The following is a 23,788-nucleotide window of genomic DNA, read 5'->3' as shown; positions in this document are numbered from 1 at the left end:
AATATTTTACTCGGATTTAATTAATAAACACTATATTTGCACCTCGAAATTTATTAAAAACGGGACGAGATCCCTAAACAATTAGTTAATTATGGCTACAAGAATTAGATTACAAAGACATGGTCGCAAAGGAAAACCATTCTTTCACATCGTGGTTGCAGACTCTAGAGCAAAACGAGACGGACGCTTTATCGAGAAATTAGGAACTTACAATCCTATCACCAACCCAGCAACTATCGAGCTTAATGTAGACGCTGCGGTAAAATGGTTGATGACCGGTGCACAGCCTACAGACACTGCAAGAGCGCTTTTATCGTACAAAGGAGCTTATATGAAAAAACACCTTTTAGGCGGTGTTGCAAAAGGAGCTTTTAACGAAGAAGAGGCTGAAAAAAGATTTGCTGCTTGGTTAGAAGAAAAAGAAGCAAAAATACAAAACAAAAAAGACGGCTTGGCAAAATCTGTAGCTGAAAGCAAAAAAGCAGCATTGGAAGCAGAAAAAGCAATAAACGAAGCGCGTATAAAAGCTGCTGAAGAGGCAGAAGCTCCAGCTGAAGAAGCTGTAGAAGAAGTTGCTGAAGAAACTCCTGCAACAGAAGAAACAGCTGCTGAAGAATCTACAGAAGAAACAGCTGCTGAAGAATCTACAGAAGAGACAGCAGAATAATCAATTCATCGACGGCAACCCATGGAGATTAACGAGTGTTATTATTTAGGGAAAATCACTAAAAAACACGGCTTTAAAGGCAACTTAGTTATCCATTTGGACACCGACGAACCAGAATTATATCATAATTTGGAATCAGTTTTCGTTGAACAAGACGGAAAACTGATTCCATTTTTTTTCGAATCGATACAAGCCTATCAGGGCGAAAAATTATTGGTAAAAATTGAAGATGTAGAGGGCGACGAGGCAGATCGATTCATCAATCGCTCACTGTATTTGCCCTTGAGCACGCTTCCAAAGTTGGAAGGAACTTCTTTTTATTACCACGAAATCATCGGTTTTACAATTTTCGATCAAACCAATACCGAAATTGGGCAAATAAAAAACGTCAACGACTCTGCGGCACAGGCTTTTTTTGAGGTCGACGTCAACGGAAAAGAAATATTAATCCCGATAATCGACCAATGGATTCTCGAGGTAGACCGCGACCACAAAGCGATGCTAATCGACATTCCAGACGGATTATTGGAGATTTATTTAGGATAAAAGACGCCGCATTTACCTTCATCACCTAGGTTTTTATAGAAAAACAAAAGCGTTTTGCTTTATCTCTCAACCCCTTGAGATTGTAACGCTTCTATCCGATCAAATTCTTCATCAAGCAAACGATCAGCTTCTTCATACGAGATTAGTTTGTCTTTTGGCAATTTAATTGATATAGGCTGATCCAAAATCTCGATACTTTTCAGAGCAAAATGTCTTTTTAACAAAGCCCCTTGAGAAGTTTCCACCGTAATATCCAAAGCTACAATGAGCCCTGGTAATCCAAAATAACCGTATGGCCCGTGTTTAAACGGAAGAGCAGGGGCAAAATAAGCCACCACACTTTCATAATCATTCGAAAAAGAAGCTTTTTTCACGGTATACCCTAGCATCGTTTCCGACTGGCGGCTGATAACCCATGGGTAATGCGAAATTTCTCTTTGTACCAAAAACTTATCCTTACCAATTTCCATTCTTTGGAAAGCTGAATTTTTAGACAAATCAATGTACATATCTTCGTCTAAGGTTATCTTAAACGTCATGCCAGCTTGCTCATTATTGATTCGTTCTATATAATGGAAAACTGAAAGATCTTGATTAATTTTCAGTTCGAATTCTGTTGGGACAAAAACACGGTGCACCTTCGATCTTGAAGAAGAATTTTGCTCATCGAGGCTCATCACCGCATTATAAGTTACTTTTACCGAGGTTTGCGAAAACACAAGGTTTACCAAAAAAAGCAGGTTAATGGATAAAAAACTCTTCATATCTGTAAATCTATTCATCGCCAAATTAGTGATTTTTCGTAAATTCGCAAACTCAATCGTAAGTATAATGGAAGAAGAAAAAAAGTCACTCAATTTTATTGAGCAAATCATAGAAGACGATTTAGCAAACGGATTGCCACAAGAAAAATTACGTTTCCGTTTTCCGCCAGAACCCAACGGTTATTTACACATCGGACATGCAAAAGCTATTTGTCTGAATTTTGGTTTGGGAGAAAAATACAATGCGCCTGTCAACCTGCGTTTCGATGACACCAATCCAGACAAAGAAGAACAAGAATATGTAGACTCTATAAGAGAAGATGTAAAATGGTTGGGATTCAATTGGGCAGAAGAGCGCTATGCATCTGACTATTTCCAGCAATTGTACGATTGGGCTGTAATGATGATAAAAGAAGGCAAAGCCTATGTTGATGATCAAAGTTCTGAAATCATCAACGAACAACGCAAAAACCCTGGAGAACCCGGAATAGAATCGCCCTATCGCAACCGTTCGGCAGAAGAAAACTTGGAACTGTTCGAACGCATGAAAAACGGCGAGTTTCCAGAAGGTTCGCACGTCTTGCGTGCCAAAATAGACATGACTTCGCCCAACATGAATATGCGAGACCCTGTCATGTACCGCATCTTGAATCGCCCGCATCACAGAACTGGTACCGACTGGAAAATTTACCCGATGTACGACTGGACTCACGGTGAATCTGACTATATCGAAGGTATTTCGCATTCGTTATGCTCTTTAGAATTCAAAAATCATCGCGATCTGTACGAATGGTATTTGAATCAGGTTGAAATCGAAAATCAAACCATCAAACCCAAACAACGCGAATTTGCCCGAGGGAATGTCTCGTACATGATCACCTCGAAACGCAAACTGTTGAAGCTGGTAGAAGATAACATTGTCGACGGTTGGGATGACCCTCGAATGCCGACCATTTCGGGCCTCAGAAGAAGAGGATACACACCAGAATCTATCCGAAATTTTTGGGAAAAAGCCGGAATTGCCAAACGCGACAACGTCATGGAAATCTCCCTGCTAGAGTTTGCTATACGCGATCATCTGAACAAAATTGCACCTCGAGTAATGGCCGTGATAGACCCAGTAAAAGTCATTATCGAAAATTACCCAGAAGGAAAAGAAGAAATGTTGACACTGGAAAACAATCCGGAGGATGAAAATGCTGGCGAAAGAGTAGTGCCTTTCGGTAAAGAAATCTACATCGAGCGCGAAGATTTCTTGGAAGAAGCACCAAAAAAATTCTTTAGATTATCGTTAGGAAACGAAGTTCGGCTGAAAGGTGCCTACATCATCAAAGCAGAGAGCGTGGAGAAAGACGAAGACGGAAAAATCACCACAATCTACGCAAGCTACGATCCCGACTCTAAATCTGGAAGCGGAACAGAAGCCTCTAAACGAAAAGTAAAAGGGACGCTGCATTGGGTTTCGGCAAGCAACAACACCCCGATAGAAGTGCGTTTGTACGATCGTTTATTTACCGTAGAATCGCCAGACGCAGAAAAAGAAGTAGACTTTATGCAGTTTGTGAATCCGAATTCCCTAGCAATAAAACAAGGTTTTGGTGAACCTTCGTTGAAAAATGCGCAAGCAGAAGACAAATTCCAATTTCAACGTTTGGGCTATTTTGCATTGGACAAAGACACAACACCAGATCATTTGGTCTTCAATAGAACGGTTACCTTGAAAGACACTTGGTCCAAAGTAAATAAATAATCCGATCAAGATGTATCATTTTTTTAGCCCGAATTTATCGGGCTATTTTATATTTTGTAAATTTAGGAAATGACTTGCTGTTGCAAAACCAAAATAAATGAACGATGAATAGCGCAATGTGTACCTAAAATTTACATCCGATGGAAAAATACAAACCCGATAATTCCTCTATAAAAAATTGGGCAGAAGACGATAGGCCACGAGAGAAACTCGCACTCAAAGGGCGAAGTGCTCTGTCTGATGCCGAGTTGCTTGCCATCATTCTGGGGAGTGGCAACAGAGAAGAATCGGCCGTAGAGTTGGCAAAGCGAATTTTGAACAACACGCAACACAATTGGAACGAATTGGCAAAATTTAGCATTCAGGATCTATGTCAGTTCAAGGGAGTTGGCGAAGCAAAAGCAATTTCGATCATTACAGCTTTGGAAATTGGCAGACGTCGAAATGCACAAGCCATCTTGGAGCGTCCGAAAATAAGCTCGAGTCAAGACGCCTTCCAACTGCTCTCGCCACAGATAGGCGATTTAGCCATCGAGGAGTTTTGGATCATGTTCCTGAATCAAGGGAATCGTGTACTGAAGTTGGAGCAAATCAGTCGAGGCGGCATTACACAAACGGCGGTTGACATCCGTATAATTTTCAAAAAAGCATTAGAATTGATGGCGACAGCCATTATTCTGGCTCACAATCATCCGTCGGGGAATTTGATTGCTAGCGAAGCAGATAAGGCCCTCACTCGTAAAATAACCGAAGCCGCAAAGTATCTCGATATTCAGGTGTTGGATCATCTGATTGTAGGGCAAAAAAATTATCTAAGTTTTGCCGACCAAGGGATGATGTAAGCCATTTATATTCTTTAGTTTTGTGTTATGATCAGACAAATTGCTCGCAAAGATTTGGACACCGAAAAGTACACGGAATGCTTAGAACAAAGCCTCAACTATCGCCTATATGCAGAGGTTTGGTATTTGGATGTTGTAGCAGACGGCAAATGGGATTGTTTGGTGTACAACGATTATGATGCCGTGATGCCTCTTCCTTATCGCAAAAAATTTGGTATCAAACACATCGCACAACCACCGTATTGTCAGCAATTGGGTGTTTTTCATAAAGTCAGTTTGGATGAAAATCTATTTGAACAGTTCGAAAAAAAATTACATCGAAAGTTGGTTCGAGCCTATCATTTTAATGAAGAAAACACCGCCATGTTTGGACCAAAGGGAGAAAAAAGAATCAATCAAATCTTAGCCCTTGACTTTGAATATGAGGTGTATCTCAACTCTTTACGTAAAAACAGAAAACAAGAATTAAGGGCTGGACTTCTGGATAATTATAAAATTACAGAATCTGCGACAAGCCAATCATTCTTAAAGATTTTAGAGCAATGCTATCAACACCTTTACAAGCAAATTAAGGATGATCGATTACAAAAATTAACCGCTGAATTACAGGAAAGACATTTGGCTAAGACTATCGAAATTACGCACGAAAATATCGTTGTAGCGAGTTCGCTTTATGTGTATTCTAAACATCGAATCATTCAATTAATTAATGCAAAACTGCACAATACGAATCATAATTTCAACACACACATTGTAAACTACATGATAAAAACGCACTTAAATCAAGAAATGATTCTCGATTTTGAGGGCTCTACTTTGCAAGGGGTAAACGCTTTCAACAACAGCATGAGGGCTATTACTCAACATTATACATCTTTCAGTAATTTGCATTTTATAGAAAAAATGTTGTACTTTTTAAAAAAAATGTGACCAATGAATTTTAGTAAACTATACTTTGCCTTGCTTGCCTTTTTTACGCTCAAATCATGCTCTAGCAATCAATATGGTCTGACGTACCCTACGCAAGAGAAGCAAACAACCGCATCAACAACTCTGCTTTCTACAATTGATGATTTCAAAATTTCTTATCTATTAAACCCAATTACGGTACGGGTCAATGTAATCATTCTACAAGACGAGAAGAGAAAAGTATCTAATTTTGATCTGAACAACAGCGAAGAAAAGAAATTATTAGAAGATTACTTTGAGCGAACAAACCTTAGTTGGAGCAAATTTTACAAGCCTGTAGATTTGCATGGTTGCTATACTGGTAATGACTTCTATGAAGATTCAAAAATCAGATTTCAGTTCAATTTCATTCCATATAAAGATGCAGCAGCGTGGAGCTATACAACAAGCGGAGCAAAGATAGAAACCCGAAATTATAGTGGCTTCGTACCGTCTGACAATTGGTATTTACATCGGTTGGATCTACAATTTATGAATGACACTCGTATTCCCAAAGGGATTTTGGTGTACCTAACAACAGATGGAGACCAGTTTGATGAATTGTACAACTCTAAAGGTAAAGGATATGATATAAAAGGTATTGAAGCTTCACAAACACCCAGCACGACTAATTTAACCAGAAATTCTAGTATAAATGTACCAAATCGGTATTTAAAATACCTCATGCACCGATACCAAGCCCCAAAACAATTCAATACAACTTGGGAAGAAACAAGGAATTGGCATCTTGCCGATGCGGTAGGAACAGCCCACGAATTGGGGCATTCTCTTGGTTTGAGCCACAGCAATCCGTATCACGGTACCAATCAGTGCAAATACTCGTTGATGTCGCAAAACTGGGAGCATCCGCGAAACTATGTGCAACCAACCGAAATCATCAAGGCACATAAAAATTTGCGCGAGACCAATCTCATTCAATTTGTGACCGAAGATTCTTTTTTAGGCAACACTTTCTTGATTGACAAAGACACGCATTGGACGCATACCCAACGTTTCTATTCTAACCTTTGGTTACAAGACGGCGTAACGCTCACCATATCCGAGCCCATCATCTTGGCACCACAAGCCTTTATCGAATTTGGAAAAAACAGTAAAATCGTGTTCGAGAAAAACGGTAAAATCACCTTGCCAAACGGAAAAGTTTTTGAAAATTTCAGGAATAAAAAATCGACCTCAATCAGTAAGCTTTAGACTGTAATTTTGAGGTTTCGATACGTTCTGAAAAATAAGGCAACAAACACGAGCAGATAAGCAATACCCAAGATGATCGCGTATTCTACCGTGAGCTGAGCTTGGGACCTTATCCAATGCGTAAGCGCATAGAAGAGAAGCAAAACTACAAGCTGAAGCGCCAAAATCATTAGTTGTTCTCGTTGTCGATTCATCCCAAAATCGTCTATCAAAAAGAACAAACACAGCATCAGCCCATAACTGATGAAGGTGGTAACGGCAGCACCAAAATAGCCATAGCTCGGTATGAAAATAAGATTCAGCACCAAATTCACAGCAAAAGTGAGCGATAGAATAGCTAAAATGGTTTTCAGGCGATTGGCGAATTTTAATTTATTGAGGCTGAACGTGACGAGTCCGTAAACAAAAGTACTGAAAAACACATAAGGCATAATCTGGTAACCCGCTCTGAATTCTTCGCCCAACAAGAGGTCTGCAATTTCTTTAGAAAACATCGATAATATAGCTACAATAGGCAACAAGATTAGCAAATAAGCATACAAATATTGCTGTAAAAGCGGATTTGAATTCGAAACATTCTGCGACAACTCTCGATTCATTTTAGGATTGATCACACTGAAAAAAACCAACACAAAAGCCGTAATCGAAATCTGAGCTATGTCATAAACTTTGGTGTAAACCCCAACATTTTTTAAGCTATCATACATCGCAAGAATATAGCGATCACTCGAAACAATGAGTAAAGTGACCAAGCTCGAAAGTAAAATAAAAGATCCAAACTGGACGAATTTTTTCAGGTATCTGCGGTTCACCAGTTGTAGCGAAAACCAGGTCAAGCGTTTGTTCACTTTCAGATAAATGCTCAATCCAGCTATCAGAATCAGATCGATCACAATCGAACTCATGATCAGGGCAGAGATATCAAAATCCAATCGAAAAGCAAAAAAACAAAGCAAACCAAAACTAGCCAAAGCCTGCACTATAGCCAATACATTGCTGTTTTTGGCTTCGCCTTTTACCCGAAGCACCACGATGTACAAGCCCAACAATTCTTTGGTAACAAAGTGCAAAAAGCAAATGACAATCAACTTCGAAACCAAAAATGGAGTATGATAAAACGCAATGAAAACAGCTGCACAAATGAGCATAATCGCTGTTGAAAGACCATACAGAAAAATAAGATTGGCGTAGAATTTTGGCAAAATACCTTTGCGCTGAAAAGTATTGTAATAACGCCAAATGCAACTCGACAACCAAGCATAAGAAACGGTCGACAGGTACATAAACACCATCATGATCAAGCCTAGATAACCATACTCTTCTGCCGAATAATGCCTGGTGAAGATTGGCGTTTTGATCAGGTTGATGCCCATTGGAACCATCATTCCAACGGCGTACCACAAAAAATCTTTGTAAAACAAACGATTAATCTTTGCCATTTCTCAAAATTAAATGGTACGGAAAAAACACAATCGTCAACGTGAAAATCGCTGGTAAAAAATAGGTCAACGTAAAGAACTGATTATAAATATGAAATCCAATCAGCCCAGCGACTATCACATACATCAATCGCCTAGAAAACACAGCAGAAACCGCGATCAGTTGGATAAAAAAAGTACCCAACACTGCTATTTGCCACACCACTGGTATATCGTACATTTTGGCTTGCCATCCGCTTGCAATCACGTCTTTTGTCAGCAAATTGGTAATGGCATTTGTTTTCACAGCTTCGGGGTCGAACCACGTTGTGGTTTCTATTTTCGGAACGAACACATCTCTTACCAAAAAAACTAATTTCCACATCCCTGCCAAGGTGTAGGTAGAAAGCAATCCTAGATGAAAAAAATTAATTCCACGAATAAATTGGGTCTGATTTACGGTTTGATGATAAACTAAAAAAACAGAAAAAAAATGAGCCAACACCAGCAAATGCCCCGAATGCGAAATAGAACCAAAACACCATTGAAAAGCATTCAACCACAAGACACAAAAAAACGTAATCAAGCGTAACACAATGGTATTTTTCTTCAACGTCAACAAACTGCCCACAACGCCCAATGCGACAATCGTATAGAAATAAAATCTCGGCGGATAATTTGGAATAAAAAATCGTTGAAAATCCAACTGAGGAAAGAATAATTCGCTCGGAAAATGATACCGCGATTCGTAAAGTTGTACGATGTAGAAAATCCAGAAAACCGTAAACACACGAAGCACTTTATCAGAAACAATAAAATCTCTCAGATAATTGTGATCGTTCAAAAAGCTATTATTGAGCTGTTGACAAAATGACTTTCTTTGCATAAGGATGGTGGTTTACGGTAATATTTATCGGATTCTCGTATGTTTCTTCGACCAACAAAAAATCTTGATGAGATTGAGCACTCTTCAACTCGCCCAACTTTTTCAGTATGATTGTCGCTTGTTGCGCATTGGTTTGAGATTCTGCCACCGTTTGCTTGATCAATGAGTTATAAACAACCTGATCGAGGTGAACGCCATCATTCGCCAACCGAATGGTATCGCCATTCTGCAAGGCATAAACTCTGTGCATCACAAAAGGCGTGCTTCCTCTGGCTGGATTGGTAAACAGTTGCCACCAAAAAAACGGATACGTCTCTGAGTGTTGCGCCACCTTATTTCCAATATAGGACACAAAAACGAGCAAGGCGAAAATAAAATACAAATACTTGGTCAATCTATCTATCGGCATATCAGACTAATTTACGATATATTGCTAACATTTTCTCTTCCATCAAATCCCAATTGTACTTTTCATCTACCGCTTTTATTCCATTATTAGAAAACAAATCGTACTGCTCTCGATTCGACAACAACTCAACAATGGTTTCTGCCAAAAGTTGCGCATCGTTGGGTTGTATCGCAAGACCAACATTATTTTCTTCTACATACTGCTTCATATAGCCAAAATTGCTTGTAATGATCGGAATTCCAAAATTCATGTATTCGAACAATTTGATCTGGATAATCTCCTCGTGGGTTTTGGCGTACAGCAGAGGATTCAACCCGATTTTTATCCGATTGAAATAAGCCGAAACCTCCTGATGCGGTACAGATGCTTGCTGTACGATATTTTGGTCTAATTGATTTTCAGCAACAAAACGGTCGATCTTCTTTTGCAACTCTCCATCGTGTATTTGTCCCAGCAACAGCAATTTATAATTCGGAAATTTTTCTACTACGTATTTCGTTGCTTTCACTGCAACCAATGCTCCTCTCATCTCCGAAAGTCCGCCAACATAGGCAGCATCGTAGATTTTATCTTCATATAGGAGCGACTCTCGTTGGTGTTTCAAATTGGTGAAATTGTAAATATTCGCTACCGGAACATTCGGAACATTTTGCTTGAAACGTTTGTACAATCCATGGTCTACAGTAAAAATATAATCATATCGTTTTACCTTTTCATACTCCCATTGTTGGATGTAAGTTGCATAACGATTGGTGAGAAATTTGGGCAAAATCGAATTTCTAAAACGATAATCCTTTAGATTTTTATCCAACGGCTCTCTTCCGTCGTAAATAAATTTTGCCTGAGGATGAAGAGCTTTTAAGTTTTCTAAAATTCGATTGATTCGTACATCGTGTATGTGGTAAACGTCTACCTTCAGCAGTCTACAATACGCGAGTGCCTCATCGTATTCTGTTTTTACAAACGGTATTTTCTTCAACAAATAATTCAATAGTACTGTTGGCAAATATTTTTTTCTTTTCAGTTGCAAAAAATGAATGCCTTCTTTGGTCGTTCCTTTTCCTCTTGCATTTCCGATTGTGATGTAATGTACCGCATAACCAGCTTTTATGAGCGATAGAGCCTGCTTCCAATAAATTCTGTCGTCGTATAACGTATGTTGATCGGCCAAAAAGCAAACGATTTTCTGTTGATTCATTTTTGATTTTTTAATACTAAACTTGCCGAAATTATCCACCATTTTTTCGATGGATCGTTCATCCATTCTTCTCCCAAATCACCAAAAACTGCTTCCACTTCTGGAAAGTCGCGCCCTACCTCTACCTTGTCTAACCAAACCGATGTGGGCATCGAAAAACCTTTCTTTGGCATATACAAAACATCTTCGGGTAGAATGTCTACTACGGCTTTTCTCAGAAATGGTTTGTTATTTTTCAAAGTTAAATCGTGATCCAAACTCGAACAGTTGAAATACTTCTGCACAAAAAGATGATCCAAATAAGGAAAACGCATTTCGATTTGATGACGCATAGACGGAACATCGGAGCGCATGGCGTGATGAGAGCTGATGTAATAATAAAAATCTAAATAGGACAACTGCTTCAACAACGGAAATTTTTCAAAACTCGGATTGGTTTGCGCAACTTGTTTCAATAAGGCTTGGATTGGATGCGCCCATTCAGAACTTCCGTGCGATTGAAATAATGCTTGTATCGATTGCCAACTCGTCGTACTTCTCATCACAAAAGGCAACGCCACCAACCCAAAAGCAGACAATTCTTCATATTTATAACGCTTTTTACCTTTTAGCAAATATTTCATCTTTTTGAAGAGCATCGGCTCTAATCGTTGTCCCATTTTAGCCCAATAATAATAGGCATAACCATAAAACAGCTCATCTAAACCCAATGCGCTATGCAAGACTGCATATTTTTTTTCATGGGCTTTTTCCGACAAAAAATAAGCAACTTCCGGACAAATATTGGGTTCTTCTTCTGCCAACAAATAGGTCTTGATGGTCTCGAGGTCAACTTCGTTGTCGATCTCGATTTCGAGCAAATTCATTCCTGAATTTTTGGCATTACTTCGAGCAAATTTCAGTTCGTTTTGAGCATCATCGTATTCGTTATAAATGGTAATCGCATCTATTTCTTTGCCCAATTTTCCCAAAATATAAGCCAACAATCCCGAGTCCAAACCTCCGCTCAACATCAAGGCTTGCTTAACATCAGCCATCGAAGCAAGTTGTACAACCTCTTCTACATCTTTCAGAAAGGTGGTAGAGTCGATCGATTGCAAATCGGGAATATAGTCTAACGTCCAATATGTTTTTTTAGAATGTTCGAAGTTCGACAAATCAACCGTCAATTGTGTTGCAGCTTCCAAAGATTTTGCGTCTCGATAAATCGTATTCGGAGCGAAATTGGTATTCAGATAAAAAGAATAAGCCAAATGTTGATAATCGATTATTTTTTCAACAAAATTTGTATCAAAAATGCCTTTGATTTCTGAAGAAAAAACGAATTGATGATTATCTAAATAATAATAAAAAGGTTTTATGCCGAAACGATCTCGCCAAACTTTTAGTCGACTGTGAGCATAATCAACCACCACAATCGCAAACATTCCGCGTAAATGATGAACAAAATCGTCGCCCAACTTCAAGTAAAGCTGAAAAACTACCTCTGAGTCTGATTTGGATTTGAATTCTACATTTTGTAAAAATTCATTTTTCAACGCTCCGAAATTGTAAACTTCCCCATTGAAGAGAAATGCCGTTTTGGTAACTTCGTCGTAAAATGGTTGCATTCCACGATTCGACAAATCCATGATCGAAAGCCTGTTGAAGCCAATCCAATTATCCGATTCAATTCCGTCTGACAAGGGCAATTTCTCTTGCGTTTCTGTATCGGACAATGCACTCGAAAAGCCTGAAAAATCATTGCTGAACGTAGCGTGTATCGTGTTATCGGGACCCCGATGCTTTATCGCCGCCAGCGATCGCAATATGGCCGCATCATTTATCTTTTGTTTGGTAAAAATACCCGAAAAACCACACATATTTTATCTATTGTTTATACGTTTTTAATTTTTTCAATGCTTTCAAAACAAAGTAAAGTTGCACCAAATAGCCTAATCCTGCCAAAAAAGAATACAGCATCAACGTAAATTTGATGTCATGTTTCGAACCTCCGATAAAAACCGAAACAAAGGTGATGACCACTAAATATACGTTGAAAAGCAATGCATAATGATTCTTTTTGATTACCAAAACCACCGATTGTATCGGATTTAGCGCGCTGCGACACAACACCCAAAAAGATAAAATCCACACATAAACGTCCAATCCTCGCCAGGCGTCGCCCAAAATCCATTCTAATATATAGACGCCAACGGTGTTCATTAAAAGTAGAAATATTGCAATCAATCCCACGTTGTACCGCATCACTTGTTTCGATAAATCGTATAATTGATGAGCTTTTGCATGCGCCATTTTCGCTGATTTCTGAAAAAAAACTTTCGACATCGAGTTCGACAACAAAACCAGTGGCGTAACCAAAACTTTGGATGCCATCGCAAAAAAACCTACATCGGTTTTGGCAAAATAAAATGCCAACAAAATATTCATGATGCTGTTGGCAATCACATTCAGTGACTCTGACGGCAAGGTGTATTTCACGATTTCTGAATTTTGCCTTACAGTTTGTTGCGCCAAATTGAAATCAATCTTAGAAAATCGTCCTTTGGTAATGCTGAAAAAATAAAAGGTCGTGATTATCGTTCCCACCAAAGTTCCGTAAATCAGACCGTTGGCATAAAATCCTAATCCATAAAATACAAACTGAAAAGCAATGGTCGAAATGGCATTCAAGACCAAGCCCATCGAAATTTTCCGAAACAATTTATACTTGGTGAACAACGAGGTTTGAATGTTGTACCACGCCGTAAAAATCGCGCCCAAACAACTCAGAAAAACGATCCAAAGCGAAGTCCCTAGCGGAATGATTCTTTCTACCACGAAATAGCCCAAAAAAAACAAGGTAATGGCGATGGTGCTGATCAAAATAAGGCTCGAAAACAAGTTGCGAATTTCTTTTGGCGATTTCGAAATGACAAAGATATTTTCGAGTCTGAACGAACACAAAATCGATAAAATTGCCACAAAACTCAAAAATACATTATAAGTCCCTGAAAACTCTGGCCCATACCATCGACCCAAAACAAAACCACCCAAAACCATCACCAATTGGGCAACAGTATTTCCAGCCAACAGCGACAACACGCCTTTGGCATTTTGGGTTTGGAATTTTTTGAATTGTAATTTCAAGTGGAAAATTCTTAACAAACAAATCTACACAAAATAGCTTAGCTTTGTACCTATGAATAAGATAAAACATGTTTTTTTCGATCTCGACAATACGCTTTGGGATTTCCGTAAAAATGCCAAACTTGCCTTGGCCGAATTGTACAAGAAATATGATGTAGAAGCAAAATACGGCTATACTTTCGAAGAATTTCACCCCTATTACCACGAAAGCAACGAAAGCCTTTGGGCACTCATACGCGACAAACGCATAACCAAAGAAGAGTTGCGAGAGCGTAGATTTCGTGAAGCTTTTGAACATTTGGGAATCCACAACACCGAATTGGCGGCAATATTCGAGCATGAATACATCGAGACCATTACCAACTACAACGAGTTGGTTGAAGGAGCTTTGGATTTGCTCGATTATCTAAAACCCAAATATGCTCTTCACATCATCACCAATGGTTTTATCGAAGTATCGAAACGAAAAATTGAAACATCCGACCTTAAAGGATATTTCGAAACCGTCACTTATGCAGACGAACTGAAAATTTTGAAACCCGATCCTCGAATTTTCGATTATGCCTTGCACAAAGCCAATGCGCAAAAAAAAGAATCGATATACATTGGCGATGATTGGATTGCCGATGCAGTTGGAGCAAAAGCTTACGGGATGGAAGCCATTTTTGTTGATCGATTGGATGATAATTTTGTAATGGATGGCGTCCCCACCATCAAACATTTGAAAGAAGTAAAAAACTATTTATAAAGGAATCGCTAAGCTAAGCCTTGGCTGTAATCTCCTATTTTATGCTTCGTTGCTATCGTTCGCAGCCGTAAAAACTTTGTAGTTGTTCTAATTCTTTCTGATTTAAAACTTCAACGCCATCCAAAGTAAAGTCTTCTTTTTTTGGAAAGTTTTAAATATAATTATTACTGGAAATAGCGAATTTTAAATTATGAAAACAACATTCTAAGCATCACTACACTGATGATCTACTATCATTTTTCATTAGTTTAAACGAAAAACGCAAGGTAAATTCAAAAATAACGCTATATATTCTGTGAGATTGAAAATATAAATAACAGAATTTATACCACAGGGCAATCGATGGGCGGGATGATTTCGTTTTATTTGAATGCCAATTATCCCGATATGTTTGCAGCATCCATCTTTGTAGGAAGTCAATGGGATATCAGGGTTTTGAAACCATTGGTTGATAAAAAGTTTTTCTACATCGTTTCTGCCAGAGATGAAAAAGAAAGACTAAACTGCACAGCAACAATTCCCGAAAAAAGCTTGAAAACTTTTTTCGAGGAGTTATTAGAAATTATTTCTCGTTATTGGCTACGCCATTTTTTGTATTGATTGATCAAGCCGTTGGTCGAACTGTCGTGCGACTTTACATTTTCATCATTTTTGATTTCTGATAGAATGGTATTCGCCAACTGTTTGCCCAATTCTACTCCCCATTGATCGAAACTATAAATATTCCAAATCACACCTTGTACAAAAATTTTATGCTCGTACATCGCAATCAACATTCCGAGCATTTCGGGTGTAAGTTTTTTGTATAAAATAGAATTCGTTGGTCGATTGCCTTCGAAGGTCTTAAAAGCTTTGAGCGCTTCGATTTCTTTTTCAGATTTACCTTGTTGTTTCAACTCTGCGATCACGACTTTTTCTTTTTTACCAAAGGCTAAGGCTTCGGTTTGCGCAAAGAAATTCGATAATAATTTCTGATGATGATCGCCAATCGGATTTAATGATTGGGCAGCCGCCAAGAAATCTGCTGGGATAAGCTTTGTTCCTTGATGAATCAATTGATAAAAGGCATGTTGCCCGTTTGTCCCAGGTTCGCCCCAAATTATGGGACCAGTTTGGTAGGGTACCAACGCTCGACCACGACTAATCGATTTCCCATTACTCTCCATATCACCTTGCTGAAGATAGGCTGCAAAACGAGCTAAATACTGCTCATAAGGCAATATAGCGACAGATTCGGCACCGAAAAAATTATTATACCAAATCCCTAACAAAGCCAATATTACCGGAATATTTTTTCGGAAATCAGTTGTGCGAAAATGTTGATCCATCTGATGCGCTCCATCCAATAATTTTTCGAAATTATCGTATCCTATTGCCAAAACAATACTCAATCCAATGGCGCTCCACAACGAATATCGACCACCAACCCAATCCCAAATCTCGAACATGTTTTGTGTATCGATCCCGAATTTTTCGACCGCCTCGCTATTGGTCGAGACCGCAACAAAATGTTGGGCGACATCGCTTTCTGCTGCGCCTCGACCTAAAAACCAATCCTTTGCAGACTGCGCGTTGGTCATGGTCTCTTGCGTTGTAAAGGTTTTAGATGCAATAATGAACAAAGTCGTTTCTGGATTTATTTTTTTCAGAACTTCTGCCAGAAGGGTACCATCGATATTGGATACAAAATGAAGATTAAGGTGATTCTTGTAATGTTTCAGTGCTTCGGTAACCATTGCTGGTCCGATATCGGATCCTCCGATCCCAATGTTGACTACATCGGTAATTGCTTTACCTGTGAAGCCTTTCCATTGGCCAGAAAGAACCCGCTCAGAAAACAATTTCATCTGATCCAAAACTCGATTCACTTGAGGCATAACGTCTTCGTTGTTGACGATAACAGGCGTGTTGCTTCGGTTGCGCAAAGCTGTATGCAATACCGCTCTGTTTTCGGTGGTGTTGATGGCATCGCCTTTAAACATTTTTTGTATAGCATCTTGGAGGTCGCAATCGTTGGCAAGTTCAATCAGCAATTTTATACTTTCGTCATCGATTAGATTTTTCGAATAATCCAACAACAAATCATGAAACTGTATACTGAATTTCTCGAAACGTTTGCTGTCTTTTTCGAATAGTTTTTCTAGTGAAGCGTATTTTATTTGGTCGTAATGCTCAACTAATTTTGACCAAGAAGAGGTTTTGATTGGATTAATATTTTTCAATGCCATTGTTACAAGCAATTTTCAACAAATTTAATTCGACAATGTTTCAAAAAAAAATAAGTTCTATTCGTTTTTCATATATTCGTTACACAAAAACGGTGTAGCCAATGAATTTTTTAGTTGGATTTTTGAATGTAGTTTGGAAAATTTGGTTCTTCTTGATTACGGTACTCTATGTGGTAGTCGTTGGGGTATTCCTTGTGATTCCGCTTGCCTTAACCGATAAGACTTTTCCTATCGCCTACAAATTCATTCAGTTTTGGGGAACTTATACTTTTTACGGAATGGGATTTCGTAAAAAGTTGATCGAAAAGGTAAAATTAGATCCAAATCAGACCTATATTTTCATCGCCAATCACACCTCGCCCATGGACATCATGCTGATGTTGAACGTGCTGAAAAATCATCCTATTGTATTTGTGGGCAAAGCCGAATTGTTGAAAATTCCGATTTTCCGACACATTTACAAACGCGTTGCCATACCAGTAGATCGATCGAATTTGCGAAGTCGGGCTCAGGTCTATCCTTTGGCAAAAAGTAAACTCAACCACGGTCTCAACATTTTTATTTTTCCAGAAGGAGGAGTTCCAGATGACACCACCTTGGTATTGGATCAGTTCAAAGACGGTGCATTTGCCATTGCTCAAGAAACCCAAACTCCGATAGCTGTTTTTACTATAAAAGGATTAAAAGAAATGTTTCCGTTTGATTATTTTAAAGGTTATCCTGGAAAAGTTGAAGTAACTTTGCTCGAAATCGTAGATTCTTCGCACTACACGAAACAAGACCTGAAGGCATATTGTAGAAAAATAATTTTGGAAAATTTACAAAACACTTAACAATAATTACACATGGCTATTGTTGCGTTTACAGACGGTTCTTCTCTTGGTAATCCAGGACCTGGAGGTTTTGGTGTAATCTTATTAGAAACAGAAAAAAAAATAAAAAAGGAGGTTGCACAAGGTTTTCGTAGAACAACCAACAATCGTATGGAATTGCTGGCTGTCATAGTTGCATTAGAATTACTCAAAAAACCAAAAAGCTTGATCACGATCTACACCGATAGCCGATATGTGGTAGATGCAGTCGAAAAAAAATGGGTTTTCGGTTGGGAAAAGAAAAACTTCAAAGGAAAGAAAAACGAAGATTTGTGGCGTCGATTTCTCAAAGTTTATCCTTTGCATCAAGTGCAATTTATTTGGGTGAAAGGTCATGCCGGAAACATTTGGAACGAACGCGCAGATGAGTTGGCCGTGCAAGCATCCAATACGCCAAAAAATTTTTTGATAGATTACATTTTCGAGGCGACAGAATCAGAAGATTAATCCTATTTTTGCAATGCAGAAAGAATCATGATGAAATTAAAACTCTCCACCCTACTATTATGCTTACTGATCGTGGTTGGTTGTAAAAAAGAAACTACGCCAAACGTTGTCACCTTTAGCGGTCAGTTGCGCAACGTAAACATCGACAGTGTTTATGTTCTATTGAACAACCGAGAAAAAGGCTTTGCACTAGATGCAGACGGCAATTTCAAAGACACTATTCAACTCGCTCACGAAGGGTATTTTACCTTTACCGAAGGGCGAAACGAATTCCCGATTTACCTGATTCCAGGTGATAATTTGGTGCTGAATGCCAACTATGAAAATTTGGAAAGCAGCCTAAAATTCTCTGGAAAAGGCGAAGTACGCAACAACTTTATCGTAAGCAAAGAGAACAAAATAGAGACGATGTTGAGCAACGAAAAAGTATTTTATTCCAAACCTGCCAACGAATATCTGCAAGACGTAAACAAATATTATCAAGCTTTTCTGAACGATTTGGACCTTATCAAAAACGATGTGGAAGCAAGTTTTTATGAAGCCGAAAAGAAAAATTTGTATTATGAATATTTGATGAATCTTTTTGTCTATCAAGATGCTTATGCTTATTTCAACAATCAGCTTCCAAAGCTTACGCCCGAATTCGAAAAAGAGATAAAAAATTTGGACATCAACAACGAGAAAGATTACGAGCGACTTCCGATTTATCGCCAATTGGTGAGTTATGTTTTAGATGATCATCTTAAAAATCAAAGCATTAACGAGGTCATCAATAAAATCAAGGCGCAACCTATAAAAGATCAATTTCTACAAGATTTGATTCAGAACATTCATCAAAATTCTAGCGATGCAGCGCTTATCTATCAGGCGATCGTCGAGAATACCAACAACCCGAAAATTCTGGAACAAGCCCAGCTGATGAAAACAAAAATGGACGCTGCAAAAAACAATGCGGTTGCCAATTTCAGTTTTCCGAATTCAAAAAACAAGATATTCAACCTTTCAGAACATCCAAACAAATTGGTCTATATCGATTTGTGGGCTACATGGTGTCGCCCATGTTTTATGGAGTTTCCGCATATGAAAACCTTAGCAGAGGAATATAAGGGAAAAGACATCGTATTTTTGGGAATTTCTATTGATAATGAACAAAATAGAGCGAAATGGCTGCAAACGATAAAAGAGGTTAATTTTAATTTTGAGCAAGTCTTCGCTGGTGAAGCTGCTGTAGCGAGCGATCCGTTTTTACAACAGTTGACTATACAATACATTCCGCGTTTTGTTTTGATTGGCAAGAACGGTAAACTCATCAGTTCGGAAGCGCCAACACCATCGAGCACAACAATTCGAAAACTCATCAACGAGCATCTCGATTTATAATAAAAAAAAACGCTAGTCAGAAGCTAGCGTTTTTTGGTTAGTTTTATTTTTTCTCATGAAAAACATACATTGGAATTTTGCTGTGATACGCTAATTTCTTGGTAAAACTTCTTCCAAAAAGCTTCTCGAAAAAGCTTCGGTGTCTTGCAACAGACGCCACTACATCTACGCCATTGGCATCTATGAAATCCATTGCTGCTTTTTCTACATCTTTTTCATTATAAATGACATGGAATTGCACAGGTTCGTTGGCAAATACTTGTTGCCATTCTACAAGTTCTTTACCCTTGTCGATTTCTTCGTTACTGCTGATGTGCAAACAATGTACAATAGCATTGTATCGTTCAGCAATCTCCAACATATGGTACAAAGCATCTTTATCTTTCTCTTCGAAATTGGTCGTGAAACAAATCGATTTCACCCCGTTGAACGAAGCCTCAATTGGCACACAAAGTACTGGAGCTTTCAGTTTGCTGATCACGTTCATCGTATTCGATCCGAATAAAACTTTGTCGATTCCAGAAGCTCCGTTGGTACCCATCACCACAAAATCGATATTTTCGTCTGAAACGACATCTTGGATGTTGGCAACCAAAAACCCTTCTTTCATGATGAATTTCATTGGGATATGTCCCAAATTATGCTGTTCGGCAAGCTCGCGTATTTCTGGAATTTGATCTTTAAAGTTCTCAAACGTACCGAGTTCTATGCTCTCGTAAACCGAAAAAATAAGTTCCGGACTTGTGCCACTATTGATAATGGGAGCGCTGTATGAGTGTAAAACATAGACTTCAGCGTTCTGATTTTCGGCTAGATTCAATGCATAAATTAGCGCATTTTTTGCTGTCTCTGAGAAATCGGTAGGAAATAATATTTTTTTCATAACACCATATTTAAACCTTTTTTAAGCAGTTTCAATTTACGAAAAATTTGCCAAATCACTTCTATTTTTACCTTTATCTTTGTAAAAAAAGAAATCATGCAGAAACTATATTTTCAGAAAACAGTGGTTCGTTGGTCAGATTTAGATGCCAATCGACACTTGGCAAACAGTTCTTTTTCCAATTTTACCAGCTATGCCCGTATTGCATTCTTACGCGATTTTGGCGTTACCATGAAAGATCTTGGGCAATTGCAGATGGGACCAGCCATTTTGCACGAACAGTTTTCGTATTTCAAAGAAGCCTACGAGGGCGAGGAAATCTACATCACTGTGGAGATTGATGGGATGTCGGACGATGGGATGATCTACTCTTTCTTACACAATCTGTACCGCGAAGACGGAACGCATCTTTGCCAAAGCAAACTCGTCGGCGTGTGGTTTTCACTTACCGATCGAAAAATGAAGGCTCCGCCAACAGCTTTATTAGAAGGTTTGAAAAAATCGATTGCCAATCGCGAAGTGAAAGTCCTCAGCAAATCAGATTTGAAGAACCTTCCGGCGTTTCCACAAAATATAGATCCAAGTTTTTTTAAACAATTATAAAACATGTTTGAAGATAAAAATATAGCTAAAACAAGTCTTGAAGATTTAGGAGAATTCGGACTCATCGAACAAATCGCTCAAGGTTTTCAACCGAAACAAAATTCAACCATCAAAGGCATTGGCGACGATGCAGCTGTGTTGGATTACAAAACCGAAAAAACAGTGGTGAGTTCAGAAATTTTTGTAGAAGGCATCCACTTTCGTTGGGATTATATGCCGCTTCGACATTTGGGCTATAAAGTGGCGATGGCAACCGTAAGCGACATCATCGCCATGAATGCGACCCCTAAGCAACTGCTTGTAAATATAGCGTTATCTAATCGCTTTACGGTAGAGGCGGTAGACGAAATCTATAACGGAATAAAGTATGCCTGCGACAAATTGGAACTGGATTTGGTTGGAGGTGATACTTCTAGCTCAGTAACAGGACTCACCGTGTCGCTTACCGCAATTGGCTCTGCCCCAGAAGAAAACCTAGTATACCGCACCGGCGCTCAACAAAACGATCTGATTGTAGTATCGGGAGATCTTGGTGGTGCTTTTCTTGGGTTACAGGTATTGGAACGTGAGGCTCAAGTGACGAAAATTAACCCCAATAATAAACCCGATTTCGAAAATTATACCTACCTCATCGAGCGGCAATTAAAACCAGAAGCGCGACGAGATGTTTTACAAATTCTAAAAGAGCTCGAGGTAAAACCAAGTTCGATGATCGATATTTCGGATGGATTGGCTTCCGAACTGATTCACTTATCGAAGCACAGTGGTTTTGGAATACAGATTTACGAAGAAAAAATTCCGTTAGATCCTTCGGTTATCCGTACAGCTGAAGAATTCAGCATCAACCCTATTACCTGCGCCCTGAACGGAGGCGAAGACTACGAATTGTTGTTCACCATTGCACAGCAAGATTTCGAGAAAATCAAAGGAAATCCGCATTTTAGTGTCATCGGATTTGTTGGCGAGAAAGGAAGTGAAAATTACCTCATCACCAAAGGCAATCAATCGAAAGTTCCTTTAGTTGCCCAAGGTTGGACAGCAAACGAAAGTTGACATCCAAAAGAATAAACAAAAAAAGGTCGAGCTGCGCTCGACCTTTTTTATTTTTCGATACTGTAATTCTTAGTGAGCAGCTTCTTCAGTTGCGTTCTCTACAGCCTCAACCGCTTGGTCAGCTGTGTTTTCTACAGTTTGAGCAGCTTCTGTAGCAGCAGAATCGATAGATTCAACAGCATCAGTAGCAACAGAATCAACAACTTCTGCAGTTTCTTCAACAGCTGGAGTTTCAACTACTGTAGTTTCTTTAGATTCGCAAGAGATAGCTCCGAAAGAAAGAGTAGCAACAGCTACTAACATGAATACTTTTTTCATTTTCTTAATTTTTTATTTGTTTAAACTTTTTTGTTTTCGTCATTTGACATAGCAAATGTAGAACGACTTTCGATTTTGAACTTGAAAACTACTTGTAGTCTGTTTGTACAATCATTTTTATTTTACAAAACGTTGATTTTTAGATTTTTGAAAATCTATTTTACAAAAAATTCAGCTCACCAAAGTTTTGATTTTTGTTTGAAAGACTCAATTTTTTGATCCAAAATTTCGAATCCAGGGAAATGAATACTTCCAATATGCGTGGTTTTGAAATCTTTTGTTGCCCGATACTTACCTTCGTCAACAGATTTTGCAACAAGCTTGTAAGCATCCCGAAACGGTACACCTTCTTGAATCATTCTGTTAATCGTTTCTACTGTGAAAATGGTATCAAATTTTAATTGTTCCATAAAATCTTTTTTGATCCTAATTTGCGGAATTGCAAAAAGCATGATGTCCAAAATATCTAAAAACTGAATCATCGGTTCGAATAACACCTCTTTCAACAGCTGAAATTCGCGGTGATAACCACTTGGCAAATTATTCGTCATCAAGGTTAAACTATTCGAAACTCCAAGAATTTTATTGCATTGTGCACGAATAAGCTCGAACACATCTGGATTTTTTTGTGGGGCATAATCGAAGAACCGTTGGTCATTTCTTTTGGCAACTCAACAAATCCCATCTATTGCGAATTATACATCACGAGATCGTAAGCCATTTTCGAGATGATTGCTGCAATCGCGCCTATCACGTTGGCAGTAGCCTTTTCGGTTGCGCCGCGCAAAATCTGAGCAGAAACGGAACTCACCAACAAATTACCAAATTGCAATTCGGCTGTCGTCTGCATTCGATCTATTGGGAAAGAGGTGCCATAGCCAGCTGCAGAACCTAAAGGATTTTGGTCGGCGTACTCAAAAACAGCTTCGGTAAAATGCAAAGACAGCAGCAAATTTTCGGCATACGCCGAAAACCACAAACCAAAACTACTCGGCATAGCCGCCTGAAAATGGGTATAGCCGGCAACAAAAAATCTCGAAATTCTTCTGCTTTTACACCCAAAACATCGTCTAGCTCTAAGGTCTTGGCGTTCAGCTTTTTCAAATAATCTTTTAGAAATAACTGAATTGCCACCAAAACTTGGTCATTTCTAGAGCGCGCCGTGTGAATTTTTTTGCCCGCATCACCGCAACGCTCGATCGAAAAACTTTCTAATTTGGAATGAATATCCTCGTACTCGTCTTCTATTACAAAATCTTGCTTTTGCGTTTCCCGATAAAAATCATCAAGCGAAAGCGCCAATAATTCGGCCTCGAGATCATCGATCAACCCAACTTTGTGTAACGTATGCCTATGCGCTTTGGTTGACAAAGTGTCGTATGGCGCCAAATAAACATCATAAATTCTATCCTTCCCGATGGTAAAGTTTTGGATCTTTTCGTTGATCGAATAGCCTTTATCCAAAATCTTCATATTACTATTTTTTT

The 23,788-nt window shown here is 38.7% G+C and carries 24 protein-coding genes and 1 pseudogene; 13 read left to right on the top strand and 12 right to left on the bottom strand.

Translation table 11 applies throughout. The features are described 5' to 3' along the window. Positions 1-91 precede the first annotated feature (91 nt). Entirely contained in the window at positions 92-667 is a 576-nt protein-coding gene (locus tag BN8061_RS04805) for a 30S ribosomal protein S16 (RefSeq protein ID WP_068596966.1), read from the top strand. A gap of 21 nt (positions 668-688) precedes the next feature. Next, a complete protein-coding gene (gene rimM / locus BN8061_RS04800; protein WP_068596964.1) occupies positions 689-1,213 on the top strand; it encodes a ribosome maturation factor RimM in 525 nt (174 codons plus the stop codon). A gap of 59 nt (positions 1,214-1,272) precedes the next feature. Here the strand turns inward: rimM and BN8061_RS04795 are convergent, their stop codons facing one another. Continuing rightward, positions 1,273-1,995: a GLPGLI family protein gene (locus tag BN8061_RS04795; protein ID WP_162270406.1), complete on the bottom strand. Its 723-nt coding sequence runs from the start codon at positions 1,993-1,995 to the stop codon at positions 1,273-1,275. A gap of 49 nt (positions 1,996-2,044) precedes the next feature. Between BN8061_RS04795 and BN8061_RS04790 the strand changes: the two genes are divergently transcribed. From BN8061_RS04790 to BN8061_RS04775, 4 genes are all read left to right on the top strand, one after another. Continuing rightward, complete coding sequence (locus BN8061_RS04790; protein WP_068597943.1) at positions 2,045-3,727, top strand: glutamine--tRNA ligase/YqeY domain fusion protein; 1,683 nt, start codon at positions 2,045-2,047, stop codon at positions 3,725-3,727. A 140-nt stretch (positions 3,728-3,867) separates the two neighbouring features. Next, a complete protein-coding gene (radC, locus tag BN8061_RS04785) occupies positions 3,868-4,569 on the top strand; it encodes a RadC family protein (protein ID WP_068596961.1) in 702 nt (233 codons plus the stop codon). A 27-nt stretch (positions 4,570-4,596) separates the two neighbouring features. After that, positions 4,597-5,499 (top strand): hypothetical protein, encoded by a 903-nt coding sequence (locus BN8061_RS04780; protein WP_068596959.1) that lies wholly within the window; start codon positions 4,597-4,599, stop codon positions 5,497-5,499. Between the two features lie 3 nt (positions 5,500-5,502). After that, positions 5,503-6,729, top strand: coding sequence for a hypothetical protein (locus BN8061_RS04775; RefSeq protein ID WP_068596958.1), 1,227 nt, complete (start codon positions 5,503-5,505; stop codon positions 6,727-6,729). Here the strand turns inward: BN8061_RS04775 and BN8061_RS04770 are convergent. Genes BN8061_RS04770 through BN8061_RS04745 form a run of 6 tightly spaced genes read right to left on the bottom strand, consistent with a single transcriptional unit; the run spans position 6,726 to position 13,769 of the window. Next, complete coding sequence (locus tag BN8061_RS04770; protein ID WP_068596956.1) at positions 6,726-8,168, bottom strand: oligosaccharide flippase family protein; 1,443 nt, start codon at positions 8,166-8,168, stop codon at positions 6,726-6,728. The two genes, BN8061_RS04775 and BN8061_RS04770, sit on opposite strands and share 4 nt — an antisense overlap. Beyond that, a complete protein-coding gene (locus BN8061_RS04765; protein WP_068596954.1) occupies positions 8,155-8,991 on the bottom strand; it encodes a hypothetical protein in 837 nt (278 codons plus the stop codon). Before BN8061_RS04765 ends, BN8061_RS04770 begins: the two co-directional genes overlap by 14 nt. A gap of 7 nt (positions 8,992-8,998) precedes the next feature. Further along, entirely contained in the window at positions 8,999-9,442 is a 444-nt protein-coding gene (locus BN8061_RS04760; protein WP_068596952.1) for a hypothetical protein, read from the bottom strand. A gap of 1 nt (position 9,443) precedes the next feature. Then, on the bottom strand, positions 9,444-10,640 hold the full coding sequence (locus BN8061_RS04755; RefSeq protein ID WP_162270405.1) for a glycosyltransferase family 4 protein: 1,197 nt from the start codon (positions 10,638-10,640) through the stop codon (positions 9,444-9,446). Continuing rightward, positions 10,637-12,502 (bottom strand): asparagine synthase (glutamine-hydrolyzing), encoded by a 1,866-nt coding sequence (gene asnB / locus BN8061_RS04750; RefSeq protein ID WP_068596948.1) that lies wholly within the window; start codon positions 12,500-12,502, stop codon positions 10,637-10,639. Before asnB ends, BN8061_RS04755 begins: the two co-directional genes overlap by 4 nt. 7 nt (positions 12,503-12,509) lie before the next feature. Continuing rightward, a complete protein-coding gene (locus BN8061_RS04745; protein ID WP_068596947.1) occupies positions 12,510-13,769 on the bottom strand; it encodes a lipopolysaccharide biosynthesis protein in 1,260 nt (419 codons plus the stop codon). 52 nt (positions 13,770-13,821) lie between these two features. On the opposite strand from BN8061_RS04745, the gene BN8061_RS04740 reads away from it, so the two are divergent. Then, complete coding sequence (locus BN8061_RS04740; RefSeq protein ID WP_068596945.1) at positions 13,822-14,517, top strand: YjjG family noncanonical pyrimidine nucleotidase; 696 nt, start codon at positions 13,822-13,824, stop codon at positions 14,515-14,517. Positions 14,518-14,868: 351 nt separating this feature from the next. After that, positions 14,869-15,117, top strand: coding sequence for a hypothetical protein (locus BN8061_RS12015; protein WP_204207192.1), 249 nt, complete (start codon positions 14,869-14,871; stop codon positions 15,115-15,117). On the opposite strand, the gene pgi is transcribed toward BN8061_RS12015, so the two are convergent. Beyond that, positions 15,090-16,745, bottom strand: coding sequence for a glucose-6-phosphate isomerase (gene pgi, locus BN8061_RS04730; protein ID WP_068596941.1), 1,656 nt, complete (start codon positions 16,743-16,745; stop codon positions 15,090-15,092). The two genes, BN8061_RS12015 and pgi, sit on opposite strands and share 28 nt — an antisense overlap. Positions 16,746-16,846: 101 nt before the next feature. On the opposite strand from pgi, the gene BN8061_RS04725 reads away from it, so the two are divergent. The 3 genes from BN8061_RS04725 to BN8061_RS04715 are packed head-to-tail and all read left to right on the top strand — an operon-like array spanning position 16,847 to position 19,444. Then, entirely contained in the window at positions 16,847-17,578 is a 732-nt protein-coding gene (locus BN8061_RS04725; protein ID WP_068596939.1) for a lysophospholipid acyltransferase family protein, read from the top strand. Between the two features lie 12 nt (positions 17,579-17,590). After that, on the top strand, positions 17,591-18,064 hold the full coding sequence (gene rnhA / locus BN8061_RS04720; protein WP_068596937.1) for a ribonuclease HI: 474 nt from the start codon (positions 17,591-17,593) through the stop codon (positions 18,062-18,064). Between the two features lie 27 nt (positions 18,065-18,091). Next, positions 18,092-19,444, top strand: a complete 1,353-nt coding sequence (locus BN8061_RS04715; protein WP_094745856.1) for a TlpA family protein disulfide reductase — start codon at positions 18,092-18,094, stop codon at positions 19,442-19,444. Between the two features lie 43 nt (positions 19,445-19,487). Here BN8061_RS04715 and BN8061_RS04710 read toward each other — a convergent pair whose 3' ends face one another. Continuing rightward, positions 19,488-20,327, bottom strand: coding sequence for a universal stress protein (locus BN8061_RS04710; RefSeq protein WP_068596934.1), 840 nt, complete (start codon positions 20,325-20,327; stop codon positions 19,488-19,490). 96 nt (positions 20,328-20,423) lie between these two features. On the opposite strand from BN8061_RS04710, the gene BN8061_RS04705 reads away from it, so the two are divergent. Next, positions 20,424-20,930: an acyl-CoA thioesterase gene (locus tag BN8061_RS04705; RefSeq protein ID WP_068596932.1), complete on the top strand. Its 507-nt coding sequence runs from the start codon at positions 20,424-20,426 to the stop codon at positions 20,928-20,930. A 3-nt stretch (positions 20,931-20,933) separates the two neighbouring features. Beyond that, a complete protein-coding gene (gene thiL, locus BN8061_RS04700) occupies positions 20,934-21,983 on the top strand; it encodes a thiamine-phosphate kinase (RefSeq protein ID WP_068596930.1) in 1,050 nt (349 codons plus the stop codon). A 69-nt stretch (positions 21,984-22,052) separates the two neighbouring features. Here the strand turns inward: thiL and BN8061_RS04695 are convergent, their stop codons facing one another. The 3 genes and pseudogenes from BN8061_RS04695 to BN8061_RS12160 all read right to left on the bottom strand — a co-directional run bounded on the left by BN8061_RS04695 (position 22,053) and on the right by BN8061_RS12160 (position 23,774). After that, positions 22,053-22,301 (bottom strand): hypothetical protein, encoded by a 249-nt coding sequence (locus BN8061_RS04695; RefSeq protein WP_068596927.1) that lies wholly within the window; start codon positions 22,299-22,301, stop codon positions 22,053-22,055. Positions 22,302-22,477: 176 nt separating this feature from the next. Beyond that, complete coding sequence (locus BN8061_RS12165) at positions 22,478-22,915, bottom strand: hypothetical protein (RefSeq protein ID WP_235802685.1); 438 nt, start codon at positions 22,913-22,915, stop codon at positions 22,478-22,480. Positions 22,916-22,986: 71 nt separating this feature from the next. After that, positions 22,987-23,774: pseudogene (locus tag BN8061_RS12160) on the bottom strand (lyase family protein). Positions 23,775-23,788: the final 14 nt, after the last annotated feature.

The sequence above is a fragment of the Vaginella massiliensis genome, from assembly GCF_900089075.1.
Lineage (GTDB): Bacteria > Bacteroidota > Bacteroidia > Flavobacteriales > Weeksellaceae > Weeksella > Weeksella massiliensis_A.
Note: the sequence above shows the minus strand (reverse complement) of the source record. Positions and strands in the feature narration are given on the sequence as shown.